The 23019-nt window shown below is 40.7% G+C and carries 13 protein-coding genes and 2 pseudogenes; 5 read left to right on the forward strand and 10 right to left on the reverse strand.

Annotated features, from left to right (window positions below; translation table 11 throughout):
- Positions 1 to 253: 253 nt before the first annotated feature.
- A pseudogene (locus RM049_RS35555) lies at positions 254 to 403 on the reverse strand (IS66 family transposase); the annotation flags it as partial.
- Positions 404 to 478: 75 nt separating this feature from the next.
- Entirely contained in the window at positions 479 to 4954 is a 4476-nt protein-coding gene (locus RM049_RS35560; protein WP_322707570.1) for an NACHT domain-containing protein, read from the reverse strand.
- 311 nt (positions 4955 to 5265) lie between these two features.
- On the opposite strand from RM049_RS35560, the gene RM049_RS35565 reads away from it, so the two are divergent.
- A complete protein-coding gene (locus RM049_RS35565; protein ID WP_322707571.1) occupies positions 5266 to 5925 on the forward strand; it encodes a peptidase M15 in 660 nt (219 codons plus the stop codon).
- On the opposite strand, the gene RM049_RS35570 is transcribed toward RM049_RS35565, so the two are convergent.
- The 6 genes and pseudogenes from RM049_RS35570 to RM049_RS35600 all read right to left on the reverse strand — a co-directional run bounded on the left by RM049_RS35570 (position 5915) and on the right by RM049_RS35600 (position 12332).
- Positions 5915 to 6619, reverse strand: a complete 705-nt coding sequence (locus RM049_RS35570) for a hypothetical protein (protein ID WP_322707572.1) — start codon at positions 6617 to 6619, stop codon at positions 5915 to 5917. The two genes, RM049_RS35565 and RM049_RS35570, sit on opposite strands and share 11 nt — an antisense overlap.
- Positions 6620 to 6672: 53 nt before the next feature.
- On the reverse strand, positions 6673 to 9207 hold the full coding sequence (locus RM049_RS35575; protein WP_322707573.1) for a tetratricopeptide repeat protein: 2535 nt from the start codon (positions 9205 to 9207) through the stop codon (positions 6673 to 6675).
- A gap of 127 nt (positions 9208 to 9334) precedes the next feature.
- Positions 9335 to 10033: pseudogene (locus RM049_RS35580) on the reverse strand (IS66 family transposase); the annotation flags it as partial.
- A gap of 436 nt (positions 10034 to 10469) precedes the next feature.
- Positions 10470 to 11435, reverse strand: a complete 966-nt coding sequence (locus RM049_RS35585; protein ID WP_322707574.1) for a hypothetical protein — start codon at positions 11433 to 11435, stop codon at positions 10470 to 10472.
- A gap of 107 nt (positions 11436 to 11542) precedes the next feature.
- Positions 11543 to 12115 carry a GIY-YIG nuclease family protein gene (locus RM049_RS39490; protein ID WP_416212685.1) on the reverse strand — a complete coding sequence of 191 codons (573 nt, stop codon included), beginning with the start codon at positions 12113 to 12115 and terminating at the stop codon, positions 11543 to 11545.
- Positions 12105 to 12332, reverse strand: coding sequence for a helix-turn-helix transcriptional regulator (locus RM049_RS35600; RefSeq protein ID WP_322707575.1), 228 nt, complete (start codon positions 12330 to 12332; stop codon positions 12105 to 12107). The genes RM049_RS39490 and RM049_RS35600 overlap by 11 nt, the downstream gene beginning before the upstream one ends.
- 250 nt (positions 12333 to 12582) lie before the next feature.
- Here RM049_RS35600 and RM049_RS35605 point away from each other — a divergent pair, with 250 nt between their 5' ends.
- From RM049_RS35605 to RM049_RS35615, 3 genes are all read left to right on the forward strand, one after another.
- A complete protein-coding gene (locus RM049_RS35605; RefSeq protein WP_322707576.1) occupies positions 12583 to 14682 on the forward strand; it encodes an AAA-like domain-containing protein in 2100 nt (699 codons plus the stop codon).
- A complete protein-coding gene (locus RM049_RS35610; RefSeq protein WP_322707577.1) occupies positions 14675 to 17119 on the forward strand; it encodes a CHASE2 domain-containing protein in 2445 nt (814 codons plus the stop codon). The genes RM049_RS35605 and RM049_RS35610 overlap by 8 nt, the downstream gene beginning before the upstream one ends.
- 526 nt (positions 17120 to 17645) lie before the next feature.
- Positions 17646 to 17882 carry a hypothetical protein gene (locus tag RM049_RS35615; protein WP_292822754.1) on the forward strand — a complete coding sequence of 79 codons (237 nt, stop codon included), beginning with the start codon at positions 17646 to 17648 and terminating at the stop codon, positions 17880 to 17882.
- Between the two features lie 321 nt (positions 17883 to 18203).
- Here the strand turns inward: RM049_RS35615 and RM049_RS35620 are convergent, their stop codons facing one another.
- Entirely contained in the window at positions 18204 to 18449 is a 246-nt protein-coding gene (locus RM049_RS35620) for a hypothetical protein (RefSeq protein ID WP_322707578.1), read from the reverse strand.
- 230 nt (positions 18450 to 18679) lie between these two features.
- Here RM049_RS35620 and RM049_RS35625 point away from each other — a divergent pair, with 230 nt between their 5' ends.
- Positions 18680 to 21733 (forward strand): DEAD/DEAH box helicase, encoded by a 3054-nt coding sequence (locus RM049_RS35625; protein WP_322707579.1) that lies wholly within the window; start codon positions 18680 to 18682, stop codon positions 21731 to 21733.
- Between the two features lie 113 nt (positions 21734 to 21846).
- Here the strand turns inward: RM049_RS35625 and RM049_RS35630 are convergent, their stop codons facing one another.
- Positions 21847 to 22824 carry a hypothetical protein gene (locus tag RM049_RS35630; RefSeq protein ID WP_322707580.1) on the reverse strand — a complete coding sequence of 326 codons (978 nt, stop codon included), beginning with the start codon at positions 22822 to 22824 and terminating at the stop codon, positions 21847 to 21849.
- Positions 22825 to 23019 lie beyond the last annotated feature (195 nt).

Raw genomic sequence — 23019 nt, forward strand, 5'->3', positions numbered from 1 at the left:
CTTCACGCTCAACTGAATTTTCTTTTATCCCCCGATTACTGAATCGGTGTTCTAGCTAAAAGCTCTGCTCATTATTTAAAAGTATAATAACCCAAGCCTCTAGATAACTATTGCACTGTATTAATTTTGAGTCAACAAAGTTTTAAAACCTAAGTTACTAAACTTTTCAATCTAGTACATTTCTACTATGAATATTAACCAGGAAATATCCAGCAATTAACATAAAACATTAAATAATTAGTAGCTAAAGCTATAGAGTTTCAAACCATTGAGCGTAATTTCTAAAAGCTTCATCAATTAAATCAACGAATGCTTCACCAATAGCTTGGTTGTGAAGACCTGGAAGCTGAATTAATTTTTTGAAATGACGGCGTAGATGCGCTAAACATTTCTGCTGGGCTACGTTCCAATCCATATATACCTGTCAGAATTGGCAGTGCGATCGCTCACCTAAGCATTCTTACATATCTTCTCTGATCTATTCGCCTTCTTCCACTGCACCTAATGCTTTGAGGGTGGCCATTTCGGCTGAAGTTAAACCCTTAATGCCTGTGATGTTCATGCGTTCATAAGGGCGATCGCTTCTCAGGGTTTTTAAACACTCGCCAGTTTCAACATCCCAAATTTTGATTGTTTCATCTTGGCTACCACTAACAAGAATTCTACTATCAAGAGCAATAGCAATTGACCATACTGCATCTAGGTGTCCATGTAAAGTTTTCAAACATTCACCTATTGTTATGTCCCAAAGTTTTATAGTTTTGTCTGTGCTGCAACTTACTACACTCAAATTGTCTTTAAAAATTACTGATGAAACTCCACCATAAAGGTGTGCTTGCCAACTTTCAATACATTCTCCTGTGTTTATGTTCCAACATTTTATTGTTTGATCACGACTAACACTAGCAATCATATTGCCATTGGGACTAAATGCAACAGAATAGACATGATCCGTATGTCCACTAAAAATTTTTATACATTCACTAGTATTTAAATCCCATAGTCGAATTAAACAGTCATAACCACAGCTGACAAGAGTTTTTCCATTAGAACTAAAACTTATTGATTCTACGTGGTTCAGATGTCCTGTCAAAGTATTTATACATTGACCTAATTTTATATCCCAAATTTTGATGCTTCCATCAGAACTTGCACTAGCAAGTATTTTCCCATCAGGGCTAAATTTGATAGATCGAACTCTACCAGAATGTCCCTGTAAAATATGAAAACATTCGCCCGTAGTAACATTCCAAAGCCTGATTGTTTTATCATCACTACCACTAGCAAGTATTTTTCCATTTGGACTGAAACTTAATGACCAACACCATTTCAAGTGTCCGTATAGAGTTTTTAAGCACTTACCTTCGGCTGTAGACCATAACCTAATAATATTTTCTTCACCAGCACTGGCAATAAGTTGACCATCAGGACTAATAATAGTTGACCATATCCGATTATTTCTGTATCCTTGTAAAATTTTGAGACATTTACCTTCTATAACATCCCACAATCTAACAGTTTGATCTTCGCTCCCACTTGCCAAAATTTTACTATCAGGACTGAATACAATTGATGAAATTGATTGATTATGTCCTTCTAAAACTTTTTGGCATATACCTTTATTAACATCCCATAACTTAATTGTCTTATCATCACCAGCACTAGCGATAATTTGATTATCGTGGCTGAAAGCAACTGACTCAATTGCATCGCTATGCCCATATAAAGTCTTAAGACAATTACCTGTGTTTATATCCCAGATACATATAGTTCCATCAGCGCTTCCACTCACAATACTCGTACCATCAGATTTCCAAGAAATAGATTTTATCTGACCAGTATCTCCTTTAAAGATGTTTATACATTCTCCTGTTTTAACATCCCAAAAACATATTTTTTTAGCATTATAATTACTGGTCGCAATTATTTTTCCATCAGGGCTAAAAGCAATTGAATTGACTCTATTAGTATCTTCAAGATTGATTTTTAAATGCTCATCTGAATTAATATCCCACAGACGTATAGTTTCATCTTCGCCTGCACTAGCAATAATTTGCCCGTCTAAACTGAAAGATAATGTTCGTATAGAATTGGTATGTCCTGTTAAAGTTTTTAGAAGTTGACCTGTTTTTAAATCCCATAATTTTATAGTTTTACTTCCCCCAGCAGTGGCAAAAATATTACCATCTGGACTAAAAGCGATTGACCATATCCAAAGAGTATCCGCTTGAAATGCAAAAATTTGTTTCTCTTCTCCTATTTTCCATAGGTAAATTTGACCTATTGAGTCACTTGCCACTAAAAATTTACCGTCAGGACTAAATGCAACACAATGAACTCTGCTAAAAAGTTGAGTAAAAGTTGAATCAACTAAATTCGTTCCGTTAAAATTAACATACTGTAAGCGAGCATTACTAAAATCAGCACCCTTTATTACTGTGTCACTAAAATCTCTCCCTTCCAACGCAGCCTGATCAACTTTCACTGCTAACGTCGCTGCATTCCCGCCAACATAACCCGCTTCATGCTCACTTTTGCCCCGTGTCGCCTCAATAACTTTAATAAGAAACTCGTTATCACCTAACATCGGCAAAAGTAAATCCATCACTGCTTTTGTCAAAGGCACTTTACCAAAAGTCTCTCTCAACTTATTCAAAGGCTCACTTCTAAATTGCCTGAGCGGTGCGTTCCCCAAAGGGGTTGCCGCAGGCATCGCCATACACCCAGTATTATCCAATTGACGCGAAAAATAACCAGACCAAGTATAATCAACAAGCGCTGTACTGCTATCCAAACCTGACTGTGCTTGGGCTAATTCCGTAAAATCGCTAGCCAACGCCCCCAACTCTGCTGCAAATTTATACGCCACAAAAAACTCTAACAGCGATCTATGCGCTGGAGTATAGTCACCATCAGCATTGCGGACAAGCATCGTCTGCGCCATCATGTCATAATGCCAGTGGTCTAAATCCTTCTGTTCTTGAACAACAGAACCAAATAAGTAGCGAATACATTCTGGGAACAGCCGATAATTCAGGCTCATTTGGTCATTAGACAGCATTTCCCAAGACAACTCGCACAGAAAATACAGCTTATCTGCAAGGGAAGTAAAAGTACGCTCCGCTTTGATGTCCCGTTCCATCTTGCGCCGTACTGCATACAAGTAAACCCGTGGCATATCCACAGGTTTACCCGCCTCAATATCTGGCAATGCTTCTAAAATTAATTCAGTCATCACCGGGCGACGGGCTAAATCTAATAATTGCGGATTGCCTATTACTTGTTCAACTGTTGCTGGTTCAGCTTGGTATGACAATAACTGCCGAATTTGTTCGTCGTTAAATTTCTCCAGTTCCAAGACTTCAAATTGAGGTGTTTCGCCAGTTAATTTTTTAGTTGATGCTTGTAGTTCTGCATTTAGTAAAGCACGTCCTTCCTTCGCCTCTGGAAAATGCTCAGTACGACAGGTGAGGATGACTTTAGCACTGGGAACTACCACCTTCGCCAGTTCCCAAAAGTTGTTAATCATCTGTTGGCGGTCAACTTTTGCTGCCATTTCGTCAAAGCCATCGAAAATGAGCAGCAACTTACCCATGCGATTGAGTTGGTCAAAGACTTCGCTGTTGATGCGGATATTGTGTTGGGTAAAAAAGAAACCTGCCAAAACATTCTCAACATTTAGTGCTTTGGCAAAGTCACGCAAGGTAATTACCAAAGGTAGACGGGGACGTTCAACGCCACGTTTTTGAGCATCGCGGTAACGTTCTAATGCTGTCCAAGCATAGTGAAAGACAAACCAAGTTTTACCTGTACCAAATTCTCCCAAAATTGAAATATGCTCTTTGGCAGGGTCATCCAGCCACAAATCGATGTAACCATCAATCCAGCCGTCCTCTTCCTCATATCGACTCACCCCAATTCGCCGCTTAGTAATTGGCTCAATTTCTTCTTTAGTACAAGCAAGCGGTACATACTTGGTATCAATTTTTCGACGTTTGATTTCTACTTCTAACCAGTCGAGATAACTATTAAAGTCAGCATCTAAGTCAATCAGTTCGTCAAATGTAAAGCAGTCAAGGCGATGATTTTCTTCCTTCTTGACTTCATCCCTTGCTGCGCGGGAAATCCGGCGGGTAGTTACCAACCATCCTTCATCAGTTTTTTGTTCTTCAACTGAGGAACGCAACGCCATGACATCACTCAGTCCCACCTCTCCTGCAACGCCACATATAAGAATACGGTCATAACTGCGACGTACTGGGATGTGAATTATCCATTCAAAATATTCCTCTGCCCAGATTTCATATTTTTCAAAGTCATAGCCCAAGGTTTCAAACCATCCTCGCATCTGCTGGGCTAGTGCGATCGCTCTACATTGATTTTCAGTCGCAGTTCCTGGTAGTGCAGGATAATTCTCTACTGCCAACCTTGCTATTTCTGTCCGAATTCCCTCCAGCGTCGGCAATCTTTCCAGTTGTTCTTGGATACAAGCAATCCTTTTATGTAGAGAACCAATTTTCTGGTTTAGCAAAACATCAGAGGGTGTGCGAGTGCGTTTAGCAACTTCGATAAATACAGTTGCAAATTCAGCCACTTCTCGCCTGACATCAAGTTCTAAACTACTGATGTCATCACCCAAGGTATAGGTATCTAGAAAAGCATCAACCTCAGAAAGGAGAATTGAGGGGTTATTGTGGTCTAATGCTGTGCGAAAAGCTTGTTTAATTACTTTTTGTCGGAACAATTCGAGCAATGGCTTAGGTTTGCCTACGCCATATTCTACTAGGGCGTAAGCATAAACACCACTAAAATCAGCAGGTGGATGCTCTGGATCGAGGTGAAATTGCTGGAGTAACTTAATTACAGTCTCCGAACGCAGAATTTTTTCTTTAATCAAAGGGTTGGCGATGCTAGTAATTGCGTTGAAGACCAGATCCAGGTTAATCAAGCTCATTAAAATACTCCAATAACACAGAGCTATCTTGCTAACTAAGGGTTAATTACTGTTACAAATAATATACTGCCAAAAACAGTTTTATTTTATACTTTCCCAATGATTATCGAAAGAATACATTTAATAACTGTAATCTGCTAGGCGATCCCTTTGCTCCTCCTGTTCAACAATATTTTTTCAGAGTTGATTGCAAAGTAGATTTTGGAAGTAGTTGATAACTGTTTCGGCGTAGTTCGCCGCAGGCATCGTTTCCAGTGCATCACTCAAGGTATATTTGCGAGTATTCGTCGCGTCAAATTAAATTAAAAATAATGAAAAGACCACAAACTGTCAGGTCATTGGAAGAATTAGGTCGGGTACGTTTGTCAAAAAACTTTTTTATGCGTGATTTTCTACACTCAGAAATTTCTCAAATTGAAGGAATCCCAAATATACCAGATAATCCTGATTTGGCGATCGCCTCCGGCAAAAGTCTTTGTGAACAAGTTCTAGAACCAATTCAACAAGCTTTCGGAAGAATCAGCATTCGCTCTGGATATCGATCATCTGCTGTCAATGCTAAAGGTGCAGAAAATAAAAACCAGTACAATTGTGCTAGTAACGTATCTAACTATGCAGTTCATATCTGGGATGTTCCAGACGCTCAAGGTTATATGGGTGCTACAGCCTGCATTATTGTGAATTCTTTCATTGATTATTATGAGAAAACTGCCAATTGGACAGCCTTAGCATGGTGGATTCACGATCGCATTGATTATTACAATGCAATCACCTTTTTTCCCAAGTATGCTGCGTTCAATATTGGTTGGTCTGAAAATCCCGAATCCAGAAAACTGTACATTTACAGCTATATCCCTAATCCTTACACAGGCAAGAAGGAATACTTAACACGTCTGGATGCAGAAAATTATTCAGGTTCACATGAACAGTTTTATGAAGAGCTTACAACACAGTTAGCTATTACACTTTAACTTCGGACTCTAAAAGGCTCAGAAGTTTTTCTTCCAACTCAGTTAGATAAGGCCGATTTAGCTTCCCCAACAACTGCAACAGACTTTTGACTGTCTCCTCCAGCGAATCGGAATACACTCGACTGATGCGATCGCTCAAGGACTGTATCTGCTCACATTCTTCAGGCAAGTATTCGTAAGATTTCAAATGTTGCAATCCAACTGTGTATTCACCATCCCACATTCTCACGGTGCAACTAAAGTCATTCACTGCGCTGACAATTGCCCAACACCCACCCATTCCTCTGAGTTCCGGGTTGTCCTTAACTAAGATTTGGCAGACTTCACCGATTTGGTAAGTATTAGGTACTTGGGTACGCTCCATGATGCGCTGCACAACATCTTTCACGATTCTACCAGTCGGCACTTTCCCACCAGCAAGTTCTACTGCTCTTAGCCACACTTCTTGCTGTTCCTGGGGTTCAAGCTTTGTCATGGGTCGAACTTGCCCCTCTGCTGTCGGAAAAATGTCCACAACAACTGCCGCATCAACTAGCTGGTAAGAACGGGAACGATTGTAGCCAAACCTGTCTAAACAGTATTCATCAAAGGTTTTGTGCGTGGAGCGATATAATCTGCGATCGCGTAATTTTATTAATATAGGACTTACGCAAACAATAACCGAAACCCTTATTTTCAGGTAGGGGCAATTCATGAATTGCCCCAGAGGGCGTGTACTTTTGCGTAAATCCTATAATAGCAATTTCACTACAGTAACTCTTGAAGTTGTTTTTCGGCACGTTGGCTTAACTGAACATCACGGTTTAATTCGAGGACTTTCTTGTAATCTTCCACGGCTTGATCCTTGTTGCCTTTATTTTTATAAGCATTTCCTCTGTTGTAATAAGCAATGGTGTAGTTAGGGTTAAGTTTCAGTGCTTGGTTGTAATCAGCAATGGCGCTGTCGTAGTCTTTTTTGTTATAATAAGCATTTCCTCGGTTGTTATAAGTCTCAGTGTAGTTAGGGTTAAGTTTCAGGGCTTGGTTAAAGTCAGCAATAGCCCTGTCATAGTCTTTTTTGTTAGAGTAGTAATTCCCTCGGTTGTTATAAGCCTCAGTGTATTTAGAGTCAAGTTTCAGGACTTGGTTAAAGTCAGCAATGGCACTCTCGTAGTCTTTTCTGTTACGGTAAGCAAGCCCTCGGTTGTAGTAAGCCTCAGTGTAGTTAGGGTCAAGTTTCAGGACTTGGTTAAAGTCAGCAATGGCGCTGTCGTAGTCTTTTAAATCGAAGTAAGCAAACCCTCGGTTGTAGTAAGCCTCAGTGTAGTTAGGGTCAAGTTTCAGGACTTGGTTAAAGTCAGCAATGGCGCTGTCGTAGTTTTTTAAATCGAAGTAAGCAAAACCTCGGTTATAGTAAGCGTTAGTAAGCCCTCGGTTGTAGTAATCTGTGGCTTTGGAGGGGTCAAGTTTCAGGGCTTGGTTGAAGTCAGCAATGGCGCTGTCATAGTCTTGTTTGTTGTAATAAGCAACTCCTCGGTTGTAGTAAGCCTCAATATAGCTAGAGTCAAGTTTCAGGGCTTGGTTGAAGTCAGCAATGGCGCTGTCGTGGTCTTTTAAATCGAAGTAAGCAAACCCTAACCCTCGGTTGTAGTAAGCGTTAGCAAGCCCCCGGTTGTAGTAATCTGTGGCTTTGGAGGGGTCAAGTTTCAGGACTTGGTTGAAGTCAGCAATGGCGCTGTTATAGTCTTGTTTGTTGTAATAAGCAACTCCTCGGTTGTAGTAAGCCTCTGTGTAGCTAGAGTCAAATTTCAGGACTTGGTTAAAGTCAGCAATAGCGCTGTCATAGTCTTGTTTGTTGTAATAAGCAATTCCTCGGTTGTAGTAAGCCTCTGTATAGCTAGAGTCAAGTTTCAGGACTTGGTTGAAGTAGTTAGGGTCAAGTTTCAAGACTTGATTGAAGTCAGCAATGGCACTGTCGTAGTCTTTTAAATCGAAGTAAGCAAACCCTCGGTTGTAGTAAGCGTTAGCAAGCCCTCGGTTGTAGTAATCTGTGGCTTTGGAGGGGTCAAGTTTCAGAGCTTGGCTGAAGTCAGCAATGGCGCTGTCGTAGTCTTTTAAATCGAAGTAAGCAAACCCTCGGTTGTAGTAAGCCTCAGTGTAGTTAGGGTCAAGTTTTAGGGCTTGGCTGAAGTCAGCAATGGCACCTTCGTAATCTTTTTTATTCCGGCAAGCAATCCCTCGATTTTTGTAAACTATAGCATTGTTAGAGTTGAAAAATGGTTCTAAATGTCCCTGGATTTTTGCTAAGGTTTCTAGTACTGAATCAGATTCAGTGTTAGCTAGAAACATCTGAAGATCTATTTCTGCGGTAAAAAGAGTCTGTTTTTCGGCTTCTTTCAATGCGTCAGTCAGTCTACTTTCCTTGAGACTAGATTGTGTCAACCAGCTCATTAAGCTATCTGAGAATCCCGAATCGCTGTTAATTGAGGAATTTTCTGCTTCACCCAGGATTATGTTAGTAAGATCCTTAATCTCCTCTAACCCTATTGACAGCTTCTGATCAATGTTGACCACTTCATTAATCAAACCTTGTAAAGAACCTAAGTATTCCCCAATATATTTGTCAAAATCAATGGCACCTCTTGCCATCTCCGCTGCTTCTTGCTGGATGTCGGCAATTTCTTTCTGAAGCTTATGAGTCTCGCTATAAATGCGTAAATGACCGAGCATCTCATCAAAAACCTGTCGTTGAACCTCCTGATCGTCAGCTAACTTGGCAAACGCACCTTGGATTAATTCCAGCTTCTTCAACATTAATAGTGAAGCACTACCAACCAATTGAGCTGCTTTTAAAAGTTGAGATTGCTGATTACTATAGATGAGTTGCAGATCTGGATCTTGTCCAGCTCGTCTTACCAAAATAGTTCGCTTGTCTTCTAGGGCAGAAATTTTTTGGTATTTTTTTGTAGTAATGCATTTAATCTCATCAACTAGATCAGCAAAGAATTGAGTATAAACTGTTTTTTGAGCCTGGATAAAATCGATAATCGACTCATAGTCGTTCATGAGGGTATTGAGATTCTCAAGGCTTTCATCGACGCTGAGAGGCTTGCGGCTCAGTCCCAGAAATGTTCGTCTACCCTCTTTTACCAACTGGCATCGTTGACGGATATCGCTGTTTCGCTGCTGAAAGCTTTCACTTAACAATACTGGTAGCTGATATTCACGCTGATAGATTCGGACAACACGGGTTTGTGTCTTGAATACTGTATCGGGATTTTGGTTATCTTGTTTATCAGCCATTCTCCTCAATGTTCCTTAATTAAAGGGTATTAGTATCATTAGAAGATGTTTTAAGAGAGTCTTTTGTTCCCATATTGAACACAACGGAGGTAAGGATTCAGGTCTAATGTTGAGGAAGTAAATAAGTACGTTTTGTCACAGGCAAACGCAGCGATCGTTCAGCCTGATTATTATCAGGAGGAGCTTCAGGATGGTCAAGAAAATACCAGCATTGGCTTGCTTGATCGCGCAAAGAACGTAAAAGCTGACCTGCTGTTGCTCCTGCTTTGTCAATCCACTGATTGAGTGATGAGTGCAACTTAGCTTTGAATTTATTGACCCAATCTTTATAACTACTTGAATCAAGAGTTTCAAACCATAGAGCATAATTGCTAAAAGCTTCATCAATTAAATTAACAAACGTTTCACCGATAGCTTGGTTGTGAAGAACTGGAAGAATAATTAGTTTTTTGAAGTGCCGGGGTAGAGGTGCTAAACATTTTTGCTCTTGCACAACTTGGCAACCATTGTAAACACTATGATCTTCCACTATTTCAATTGGACGTTCTACTAATTGCGCTACAATAAGATGGTTTGGTTCTTCTTCCAAGGGTGCTTTTTTGTTTTTGCTCTTTTTCAGAATGTCCCCAGATGGTGGTCTTGATGAAGTCTTGCTGTCCAAATCTCTGCTGACTTTTAACCGTTCTACTTCAAGGTGTAGTTCGTAGATTATTTTCTGTAACTCACGTATTACCTTGCTCTGCTCAATAATTATCTCCACCAGTCCTTGTTTCGATAACTGGTTCAAGCTTTCTCGGTCTATATCTTGAGGCAGGTTTTGGTTCATATTTGTAATACTCCCCCTCAAGTGTCCCCCTTGTCAATACTCTGCCATCTGAATCCTTACGTATTCACAGAGTAAAAAGCAATGAAGCAAATATGGTTTACATTGTTGGTTTAGACATATTGCTAGTAATGAAAGTGATGTTAAACTGAGAAACCAACTGTTCGTTGCATTAACTCACTCTCATGCTTGGGTAAATTTAAGTGGTGTTGATGGGAATTATTCTTTCTACGAAGAATTAAGAAGAGTCATGGAAAGTGGTAATAGCTTTCAATTTGAATACTATCCTCCAAAAGTAGATATTGGAGCAACCATAGATATGAGGTAACGAATAGAAGCCAGCACTCACCTATACAGCGCCGGGTTTGTCTGATGTATCTGTTTTGGGTATCCGATGTCTTGGAAGAAGCAGTATTTTGAACAGGAAAGCTCGTCTCGACTAATCCTCAACTTGGCATTTCTGTTCAATAAAACTCAAAAGCTCTTCTTCAAACTGGGTCAAATATGGGCGCTTCAACTCTCCTAAACACTTTAAAACTGCCTCTGCTGAAGCTTCTAGCTTGCCACTGTCCCGTAATCTACTGATGCGATCGCTAATCTGATGCATCTGCTGACATTCCGACTCCAGGTAATTCAGTGGCTTCAGGTGGTCGATTCTGACGGTGTACTCTCCATCCCACATCGTGACTGTACAACTGAACTCACCAACATGGTTGACTATACCCCAGCATCCACCTTTACCTCTGAGTTCTGGGTTGTCCTTTGCAAGAATTTGACAGACTTCGCCTAGCTGGTAGGTATTTGGTACTCTGGTTCGCTCAATAATGCGCTGCACCACATTCTTCACAATCCTACCACTTGGAACTTTACCACCCGCTTCCTCCACTGCCTTCTGCCAAGCTTCTCTTTGCACTTTTGGCTCTAAAGAAACCAAAGGGCGTACTTGACGTTCATTATTTGGCAGAATTTGTAAACCATTGGTTAACATTTTTGGAGTCTGTAATTCATCCGTAGCTATTTCCTCTTTTTGTAAACCATTGGTTAACAAATTGTCCATGACTGTCGCTGCGGCAATCTTGTAGCTGGCTGCTATCCGCGTGTACCCAAACCTATCTTTGCAATATTGCTCGAAGGTTTTGTGCGTAGAGCGATATAACCTGCGATCGCGCAATTCGGCCAGTGCCTTACCTGCCTCAAAAAACGCTCTTTCCACACGCCGCTCTAGGTGAAGGCGATCGCGTTCTTCCGCCTCAGACAACTCCTCTACTTCAGCAGCACTAACCGTAATCGTTGCTGAAGCTGGATTTTCTGGATCAAAGATGTCTTGGGCAGAACTAGCGCTTGCTTTTAAATTGTTGGAGACAGCAGAGGTGGCTTTTTTGCGGTTCGAGGATGGTTTAGTCATGATTCCACCCTTTCAAATGGTATTTCTCAGACTAGATAACAATTTTATGGTTGTAGTCAGGAGCTACAATCGCTCGTAAAAAACTAAGGGCAAGGCGAGAGGAGTGGTTAATCATCGAATTTCACTCCTAAGTCAATACCAAGTACTCGCTCAATTTTCCTTAATGTGTCTTCAGGCAAAGCATCTCGTATTCGTTCTGCCTCAATATCGTGCCAGTAAGATCGGCTAATATCAGCTTCTCCTGCCAAAACCTCGACTGAACGCCCATCAGCTTTTCTAGCTTGTTTAATTTTTCCTCCTAAACCTGAAATTTCAATGTCTGTGTAGCGTCTGATTTTCACCGCGCCTGGAGGAATATTCTGATAAGACTTACTCCATAACTGAAAAGTATTAAGCGGTGGATTAAAGTGACTGATCAGCGCATTTTCAATTTCAGCCAAAAGATTATGGTCGGAAACCTCAATGTAAGCAATTCGGACATTACCTATTCTTTTTAGATGACCATAACAGTGATGACTACTCCATCTATTTTTGAGATTGACGGTTCTACCGATATACTGCACTACGCCTTGAGAATCTATAGCAAAATAGATGCATGACCTTGCTGGTAACTGCGATCGCTCTTGAAGAGATACTGAAGGTAAGGCAAGAGGATCGATAGTGGCAGGATTAATCAGCATTGTTCAACTCCTGGGCTGGTATCCATTTCAATAAAGTATCTGGTTGTATGTTGTATCGACTACAAATCGCGTCCATGACATCTCTGCCAAGATACTGAGCGGAATTGTTGTACAGATTATATGCAGTAGTCCGGCTAATACCAGTTTCTTGCCAGAACTGATAAACGCTTATTCCTCTGCTATCAACAAATTCCTTAATCCGATTTCTCATAGGCATACTTGCACTGCCACTGCTGTTATATTCCTAATTAACTATTATTACAAATTAGTTAACCCTATTATAAATTTATTGATAGTATATCTTTAACTAAAAAACTAGAGTGTTTTTATAGGTATTGAGCAAAATTCAAAATTTGATTAATATCACTGTCTTCAGTAAAATTTAGTAATATTTATAACTACAATGCTTAAAACTGCTTAATTTAAGCTATGCCGAATTTAGAAAACTTAAAATAATTGATAATACTGTGAAAACAATCCTGATTTTGTCGGCTAATCCTAAAAATTCGACTAGACTGCGCCTGGATGAAGAAGCCAGAGAAATTCAGGCAGGATTAGAACGTGCGAAAATTAGAGAGCAGTTTGTAATTATCACTAAGTGGGCAGTACGTCCTGACGATTTACGTCGCGCCCTTCTAGATCACAATCCTGAGATTATCCATTTTTCTGGGCATGGAGCAGGAGATCAAGGTTTAGCTCTAGAAGATAACACCGGGAATATGCAGCTGGTGAGTAGTGAGGCACTATCAACACTATTTTCTTTATTTCATGGGATTGAGTGTGTATTATTAAATGCCTGTTATAGTCAGACGCAAGCAGAGGCAATTTCCCAGCATATTAATTATGTGGTGGGCATGAGTCAAGCAATAGGAGATGGGGCAGCTATTAAGTTTGCAGTCGGATTTTACGATGCCCTTGGTGCTGGAAGATCCTACGAGGATGCTTATAAATTTGGTTGCGTATCTATTGCTTTAGAAAATATTCCAGAATCAGCAACGCCCGTCCTCAAATATCGAAATAATGTAATTAATACTGAGCAACCATTACAGTTTAAACGTATTTTCATTAGTTATAAGCGTAATGTAGATCCCGATGAATCAGTAGCATTGCAAGTTTTCCAAGCACTAGCACGACATCATCAAGTATTTATTGACCAAACGATGTTAGTAGGTACGCATTGGGTCGAACGCATTGAAACAGAAATCCGCCAAGCAGATTTTCTCATCACCTTCTTGTCACCACAGTCAATTCATAGCGAGATGGTCGAGTCAGAAATTAAAATGGCGCATAACTTAGCACAATTACAAGGTGGTAAACCTGCAATTCTGCCAGTACGTTTGGCATATCGGGAGCCGTTTCAGTATCCCCTAAATGCTTATTTAAATAATATTAACTGGGCATTTTGGCAAGGAATGGAAGATACACTACACCTGATTGCAGAGTTAAATCAGGCGATCTCTGGTGAGAAGTTAAGTATCGGTACAGTACAAACAAAAGCTGATATTATCCAAAGTATCCCTTCATGGTTGCCCCAACCTTTTGCCTCTGCACAGCCAGTTTCGCTGGAAATGCCCGAAGGAACGATGGACTGTGAATCGAAATTTTACGTGGAACGTTCATCAGATCCACTTGCTTTAGAAGCAATTAAGCGGCAGGGTGTAACTATCACTATTAAAGGCCCTCGGCAGATGGGCAAAAGTTCGTTGTTAATTCGTACTATTAATGCTGCTGTTGCAGGAGGTAAGCGGGTAGCATTTCTGGATTTTCAATTGTTTGACAAAGCCACTTTAAACAATGCTGACAGCTTCTTTCGCCAGTTTTGCTCTTGGCTAACCGATGAATTAGAAATGGCAGATCAAGTAGATAAGTACTGGCAGATGCCTTTGGGTAATAGCCAATGTTGTACTCGCTATGTTAGTCGCTACTTATTGAAGGAGGTTGTTCAGCCTTTGGTTCTGGCAATGGATGAAGTAGAAAGCATTTTCGATAGCGAGTTCCGTTCTGATTTCTTTGGTATGCTGCGAAGTTGGCACAATAGCCGTGCGACTACTCCCATTTGGAAAAAACTAGATTTAGTGCTTGTGACATCCACTGAACCTTATCAGTTAATTGATAATCTCAACCAATCACCTTTTAATGTGGGAGTAGTTATCGATTTAGAAGATTTTACAGCAGAACAGGTTGCCGACCTCAACCGCCGTCATGGTTCACCCCTCAATTTCAACGAAGAACGACAATTAATAGCATTGCTGGATGGACATCCTTATCTAGTCAGGTTGGCGTTTTACTGGGTTGCCAGCCAGCGCCTCTCTAGCAATGAACTATTTGCTAACGCTACTGCTGATAATGGCCTATTTGGCAATCATCTGCGTAACCATTTATTCCGATTGCATAACAAAACTGAGTTAGTGCAAGGGATGCAGCAAGTTATTCGATACAATACCTGTGAAGATGAACGTGTTTTCTTTCGTCTGCGAGGTGCAGGTTTAGTGCGCCGAGAAAGACGGATAGTAATGCCCCGTTGCCAACTTTACGCTGATTATTTTCGGGAGAACCTTCGTGGCTGAAACAAGCATTTACACCATCGGCGGAACTGTGCAGGCTGGTGGTGGAATTTATATTTCCCGTCAGGCTGACGAGGAGTTGCTGAATTTATGTCAAACAGCCACTTTTGCTTATGTTCTTACACCGCGTCAGATGGGTAAGTCTAGTTTGATGGTACGCACGGCAGAGACTCTTACCCAGGAAGGTATTACTTCGATCATTGTTGACCTTCAAGAATTAGGGGTGCAGGTTACAGCAGAACAATGGTATCTTGGCTTTTTGGTAAAGCTAGATGACCAACTTATGTTGGATACAGATGTGGTGAGTTGGTGGCGTGAACACGAACATTTAGGAGTTTCGCAACGACTGACGCTATTTTTTGAGAAGGTATTATTGGCTGAGGTAGAAGAGCAAGTAGTGATTTTTGTCGATGAAATTGATTCCACCCTTAGTCTAAATTTTACTGATGATTTTTATACGGCGATTCGTTATCTCTACGTTGCTCGTGCTACTAATCCTGAGTTTCAGCGTCTTTCTTTAGTGTTGATGGGAGTAGCAACACCCGGCGATTTAATCCGCGATCCCAGGCGTACACCATTTAATATTGCTCAACGTTTAGATTTGATGGATTTTACCTTTGAGGAAGCTTTACCTCTAGCTGATGGATTGGGTTTACCTACTAAGGAAGCACAGCAAGTACTGCGCTGGGCACTCAAGTGGACAGGGGGACACCCCTATTTAACGCAGCGTCTCTGCCGTGCCATAACGGAAAAAGGCAAGAAGAGTTGGTCACAAGTAGATATTGAGCATGTAGTCAGCAGCACATTCTTTGGTGCAATGAGCAAGCAAGATAATAACTTGCAGTTTGTGCGCGATATGTTAACAAAAAGATCACCCGATATATTCCGTGTCTTGTTTACCTACGGCGAGATCCGCCGTGGAAAGCGTATTATCTTTGATAAAGAGCAGTCTCTAATTCAATCACATTTAAAACTTTCAGGTGTTGTGTGTAGCGAAAACGCTAGATTACGCGTACGCAATATGATCTACAAGAAAGTTTTTGATGAAAGATGGCTTAAAGAAAATCTGCCAATTACGTTAAAGGTATTAACATTTCAAACAGTTCTTTTGGTAAGCGTAGTTGTAACACTTTTGATTCTGGGAATGCGACAGTTAGGAGTTCTACAAGCTGGAGAATTAATAGCTTATGACCAGATGCTACCAATACGTCCTTCTGAACCAATAGATGACCGAATTGTGATTGTAGGTATTAACGAAAAGGATATTGAATGGCTTAACCAATATCCAGTTACAGATGAAAAGATTGCAGAGTTACTTGCCAACCTGGAAACTTATAAACCCCTAGCTATTGGTTTGGATATTTTCAAAAATATTCCTGTTAAACCTGGTGGCGAACAACTAGCGCAGGTATTACGGTCGAATTCTAATATTATTGGCATTGAAAAAATTTTACCACCGGCAGAAACTTCACCACCCCAGAGCTTGCCACCCGAAAGAATTGGGTTTGTCGATTTACTTAAAGATAAAGATAGTAGAAATCGACGCTATTTGTTGTATACACCAAATCCTAATAATATCAATGAAGATAAATATTCTTTAGCATTGCAGTTAGCTGCTAAGTATTTAAATACGAAAGGAATTGAATTAGAAACGGGAAAAAATGACCCAAATACAATAAGAATTCGTGATATTGAATTACCCCGAATCACCCATAATTTTGGTGGATACGTTGGCGTTGATGATGGTGGAGTTCAAGTGCTACTTAACTTTCGTACGGGTAAACATCCATTTCGGATTTTATCACTACGAGATATTACAAATGGAAATTTTCAACCTAGTTGGTTGCGCGATCGCATAGTTTTAGTTGGGCTCACTGCCCTTAGTTTTAATGACGTTTATACCAGTAATTCCATAATTTCATCTGTCAAATCTACACAGCCAGGTCAAGTTTATGGAGTGGAAATCCATGCTCACGCAGTTAGCCAGATTGTCAGCGCTGTTTTGGATGAACGTCCACTCATTTGGTATTGGCCTAAATGGGGTGAATTCTTATTGATTTGGAGCTGGTCTTTTTTTGGGGGGGTGCTAGCGTGGCGTTGTAAATCATTCCTTCGGTTGGCATTGGCAGTTGCACTTACGTCTGGTGTTCTGTATTTATTGTGCTTTGGTCTGTTAATCTGGGGTGCTTGGGTACCATTTTTTCCTTCTGTATTAGCCTTAATTATTACAAGTGGAAGTATAGTAACATCTCGTAACACATTACAAAAACAGAAGCGGATCGAGATAAGTCAGTTACCACTTGACAGACTTGAAACCGTCTGTAAACTAAATGGTGAAGAAATGACAGACGTAGTAGTGCGGCTAATTACTGAGTATATAGAACAGAACGAATTCCCTAACAGCATTAACGCTCAAGGATCTCAGAAACACAAGAACTGAGTTGTTTGGTTCAGTACATATCTACCACTACCAGATGGTTTAGCTAAAATGTGTTACTTATTATCAAGTCCCAGCATCTGCTCACCCCCCTGGGGCAGGTAGTTGAAGGACTTCAGGTACTGTAACCCAACGGCGTACTCTCCATCCCACATCCTTACCGTGCAACTGAACTCATTTACTTGACTGACAATCCCCCAGCAGCCACTCTTGCCCCTGAGTTCTAGATTATCTTTGGCTAAGATTTGGTAAACTTCACCTATCTGGTAGGTATTAGGTACTTAGGTGCGTTCCATAATTTGTTGCACCCGTCTTTAACAATGCGATGAGTGGTACTTTCATCGGCTCGTTGTACGCCGTCTGCTAAACCTCTTGTTTTCGCCCAGATCACATTAATTAAGGTTTAGCTTTACATTTACTAATCCTTTAGTAGAAGTATATTCCCGACCAAAACTTTTCTTCAGAAAGAGGTATTAATTAAAAACTTTATTAACAATTGTAAAGATAGTCCCAAAAATCAACGCAATCTATGCAATCACCAGAAGCTCAAACAACAAAATTCGAGAGTAAAGCTCCTTTGTCAAACGATACTACTTCCCATATTCAGCCCGAATCAAAAACTGAGCCAATAACTCAGGTACAAGCAGATAGCGTGCTGACCCGCGAACAATTGCCTAACAAGGGATTTCGTATTGCCCTCACCCTGGTTACTAGCGTGATTATTCTAAGTGTCGTCGCTATTTACTTCGGCATTATTCATCCTTAGTACATTGTTACAAAACCGAATGGCACGCCCCTTAAAGCTAAATCGACTATAAGACCTATGGGTGTGGGGTTTAGTAATAAAGGAATTTATTAAGTTTGCACTTAATTTTGGCTTTTCTGATTTTTTTCCTACACCCTGCACCCAACCGTCTACACTTAGCCACAGCAAGAGTTTCACGTTTTCAAGCGGGATATACCTTTTCGCCTGCAACCCTGCCCAAAGCTTTGATGCCGCAAGGCGTTGATCACCACTGCTAAATCTGGAAATTAAAACTCCCAAAGGCTTTCAGTGATTGGCCTCTCCCAAAGTTACAGAAGAGGGCTAATCGCTAATCCCATATTCCCGCTCAATCAAACCTAACAACTTCTCCTCTACCGTAGTCAAATACGATCGCTTCAGTACCCCCAAGCCCTTCAACACAGCTTTTGCTGTTTTTTCTAAATTCTTGTTGTTTCGTAATCTACTAATGCGATCAGCTACGGCAGGCGCTCGCACCATCGCAAACCTGCACATCTGCTCATACTTGGCAGACAAATATTTGAGTGACTTCAGGTGGCTGCTTTTCACAGTATAGTCTCTACCTCACATTGTCACTGTACAGATAAATTTCCATACGTGGCTGACGACATTCCATCCATCATTTGCTACTTAACCTGCAATAAAGTTTTTGTCTATTTTTTTACCTTGACATACTTTAAACAGATCAGTTATATATTTTATATACCTAAATTTGGTTAACCAGTTTAGGCTATGCAAATTAGGTTAACCAAATTTTAGAACTTAGGCACTAATAAATCATGGCTTACCAGCTTTTTGAGATTCCCTCCGTAGATGGCAAAGATGCCGATTTAGTTATCGCCGATCCAGAAAATCCGGATGCACCTGCTTATACTCATTACTCATATACGATTGGAACTACTGCAAATAAGAATGAACTTACACAACGACGTGGGATTCCATTTGGCAGTTTTCGAGATTGGGACAATCTATTCTCACGCTTCAAGGATGTCGAGAAGCGTATTGCACAGTCTGAGGAATACTATCCTGGTGAGAGTGTAATTGGAAGCAAAACACTTAACCCTAATTTTCGTGTCAATACCATCATGCGCCTTGGCGCACTTGAGTTATTGGCCAATATCTTTTCCGGTCGTATTACTGCAAGCGACAAAGATCCATTTCCTCATCAACTTGCGCTGCAACAGTATATGAAGATAAACGAAGACCGAGTAAAGCGCTTGCTAATTGCAGATGAGGTAGGGCTTGGAAAAACCATTGAAATTGGATTAGTATTGCGGGATCTTTTGATTGCTCGTGGAAGTGTTGATCAATTTCGCTGCCTTTACCTTACTAAAGGTGGTCTTTTAGATGATGTTCGTTTAAAACTGCAATCAGTCATACAGGGGGCTATTGGTGAACAAAATATTGTTCAAGTTGACAGTTCTTTTATAGAATATGGCAAAAACAATATCAGTGGCATTCATATTGCTAGCATGGATGCAGCAAGGCGTTATGTGAAAAAAGCACATAAAAAAAAGTTGCCAACAGAGCGTGTTAATCCTGAAATTCTGATCATTGATGAATGTCACCATTGTGCAAGTGATGGTGATTTAATTAACCTAAAAAGAATCGAGACAAATACGACTAGGACATACGAAGCTGCTTATCAAATGATTACTGGGAATTTTTGGACTAATTCTGAACCACCTAGCCTTGTGGTCTTTATGAGTGCAACTCCTTTCCGCTCCAAACCCCAGTTTGTTAATTTACTTCGCCTTCTTACTCATCAAACCTCAGTTGTTACAAATGCTTATTCCCCAGAGTTAAACGAGGCACAACTTATAGGCAATCTACAATCAGAAGAATCGCCTGCCGCAGTTATTTGGCGACATCAAGACAATGTTTTCAATTGGTCTGATGACCGTTTATTTCCCAACCTCAAAATTGAGCGTCCTGATCTTGACACTAGCCCTGAATACCTTGAGGTTATTGAGCAAATCCGCGAGACAGTCAAAAGGATTTATACAGATCATGGTGAGAACTTTGGTGGATTTGCAATCTCACAACTTGAAAAGCGGCTTACTAGCAGTTCACTCGCAGGAGCCTGCTGGATATTCCGATGGTGCGTTCGGCATTTGAAATGGGAAACTCAGGATGTATATAGGAAAGATATATCACCTGGTACTGAAAATCTGCGTAGGCTGATTAAAGAGATTTCTCAAAAACTAGCAGCTTATGATCCAACAGAGAAGTCTGGACATTTAACTGTAGAGTTTCCTAGCGATAACTTTAAATTTAGTAATAAAATTCTCTCACAGAGAGGGCAAATTAAGGAGATTCAGGAATTCAGCAAAAAGTTACGTAACAGCGATAGCGATGACAATACTTTTATTGCTGAACCAGAGGAAGTTTTTGAATTGACAGAGCTTGGATTAAAGTTACTTAATTTAGCAGATGCTAGTGACGGTAGTGGAGTAGAAAACCGCAAGCTTAACTGGCTTAAGGATATGCTTGAGCAATATCCTAGTTCGCGTTTTTTAGTGTTTACTGAAAGTTTACAGACTTGTGAAATCATAACTAAAGCACTACCAAGAGAAAGTGAAAAGTTGACAGGTAATCTCGACTTATCTGCAAGAGACAAAGCTGTTTCTAGATTCCGCGATTTAAAAAGTCCTGTCCGGGTTTTAGTAGCTACCTCAGCAGCAGATGAGGGGTTTGACTTCCAGGTGGCAAATAAGGTAGTGCATTGGGACTTGAGTCCTTCTCCAGCTGTATTGATGCAACGTAATGGCCGTGTTGCTCGTCTAGGACAAATTTCTGATGTCACTGCCTACTACTTGATTATTGCCGGCACCCACGAAGAAAGGAGAGATAAAGCTCTGCGTGAGCGCTTCAAAGCACTAGGTATAAAAGACGAAAGGCTAAGACTGAAAATTCTTGGTTCACTTAGCAGTGAAGAGGAAGATGAAATCTTTAACGCTGTAGAAGCTGATCGGGTACAACTTATAGACGAAATTCTTAGAAAAGCCAAGACAGAAAACGAGGAAATGGAGCAGCAACTAGGAGAAATTCAGAAACATATTCAGGGGCAATCAGTAATTGATCGTAAAATGTTGGTTGAGCGGCTTGAGCGTTGGACACAATTAGGACTACCACTTTCTGAAACAAAGAGGTTCAATTTAAAGTTTGATACTTTGTTATGGGATCGTCCTGTATTCGGGGAGGTCGCCACAATCGAGAAGGCTGAAGCAAAAATCGCAACAATCCAAAGCAAGAAAGTAACCTTCGATCCAGAGTTCAAGCTCTTTGGTAGCGATGGGAAAACCTATTTATTGGCTGGTCTTCGTCCTTGGACTAAAAAAGAAAAAGGAAATGTCCTAAAACATCGTCCAATCGAAGGTGTTGATCCTATAGGTGAACTTGCCTGCTCTTTAGCAAGGCAGCGCGAGGCAGACTTTACTACAATTTCTGCTATCCGTCTATATGATTTGTTTCCTAACCTCGAAGGCACGCGTTATTTGTTATTTGCCACCCATCCGATGCGTGAAGCAGAAATTAACTTATCACCAAATACACTTTCTTACTTAACATTTTATGCTTTTGATAACAATGTTCAAGACCCGTTGCAGCCCCAAGGTGCTTGTGCTGATGACGTTTACAAACTAATTTCGTTATTGGAAAAGGAGGCGCTTAAATCAGACTCTGTAACTATAGAATCCCATCTGCTTGAACAAACACGATTGGCAGCAGGTAAAATTTCAAATTGGTTACAAACCGAGAGAAAACTTCCTCGGCTTGGTCGACAAACTTACTTTTTACCGATTCCAGTAGCGCTGGTGGCTGTTTTGCCATAAAAACATCGAGCCGAGATGTGCGGACTAAAGGGGCATTAGTTTACAAGCATCTTGGCTTAATTTCAAAAATATCCTTAAAGGGAAAGTTACCAGAGGAGATACCACGTTCGTCCTCAGCAGCCAGTAAAGTTACCTGCTACTTCACTACTCAATAAACATTTTTCTTCTATAAACTTCAAAAGTTCTTCTTCAAATGCGGTCAAATAAGGTCGTTTCAGTTCCCCCACATGCTTCAGCACAGCACGAGCAGCTTCTTCTAAGTTCTCATGTTCCCGTAACTTACTGATGCGATCGCTAATCTGCTGCATCTGCTGACATTCCGATTCCAGGTAATTGAGTGGCTTCATGTGGTCGATTCTGATGGTGTACTCCCCATCCCACATTGTGACTGTGCAACTAAATTCGCCTACATGGTTGACAATGCACCAATTCCCGCCTTTTCCTCGTAAATCAGGGTTATCTTTAACAAGAAGCTGGCACACTTCGCCAACACGGTAAGGATTTGGGGCTTTAGTGCGTTCCATTATCCGCTCTATCACGTCTTTGACAACACGACCTGATGGTACTTTCCCGCCTGCAATTTCAACCGAAGTTTGCCACACTTCCCACTGTTCCTGCGGTTCTAACTTAGTCATGGGGCGAACTTGTCCTTCGCTAGTCGGCAATATTTGGGAACTATTTGTTGTCAAATCATCAATCCCATAGTTTTGACAACAAATTGTTGTCAAATTTTCGTAGACATCAGCTGCGGCAATCAAGTAATTTGATTTTTGGCGACTATGCCCAAAGCGATCGCGGCAATAATTCTCGAACGTGTGGTGAGTTGAACGGTAAAGCCTTCTGTCCCTCAATTCCATTAAAGCTTTACCCGCCTCAAAAAACGCCCGTTCGACTTTCCTCTCTAGAAGATTACGATCACTCTCTTCTTCCTTGCTTAATTCTTCTATTTCAACAACTGCAACGCTTATAGCTGCTGAATCTACATTTTCCTGGGAGGAAATACGTGAGTCTGATCTTTTGAATGATAGTTCTGAATCACTTATTACAGAGGAAATGCTTTTTTTGCGCCTAGAGGATGGCTTTTTCGTCATTCCACCCCAATTAAATCAATAGTATTTCTCTACAGTCGATTGCAATGTGGATTTTAAATGTTGCCAGTAGAAGCAATCACTGGGTTAAAGAAACACAGGGAGGAACATAAGGATTTACACTTCGATAATTAATCCTAAAACTCTATCCCTGAGTTTATACCCAGGACTTATTCAATTACACAGAGAGTTTCTCCA

Source organism: Nostoc sp. DedQUE04, assembly GCF_034530995.1.
GTDB lineage: Bacteria > Cyanobacteriota > Cyanobacteriia > Cyanobacteriales > Nostocaceae > Nostoc.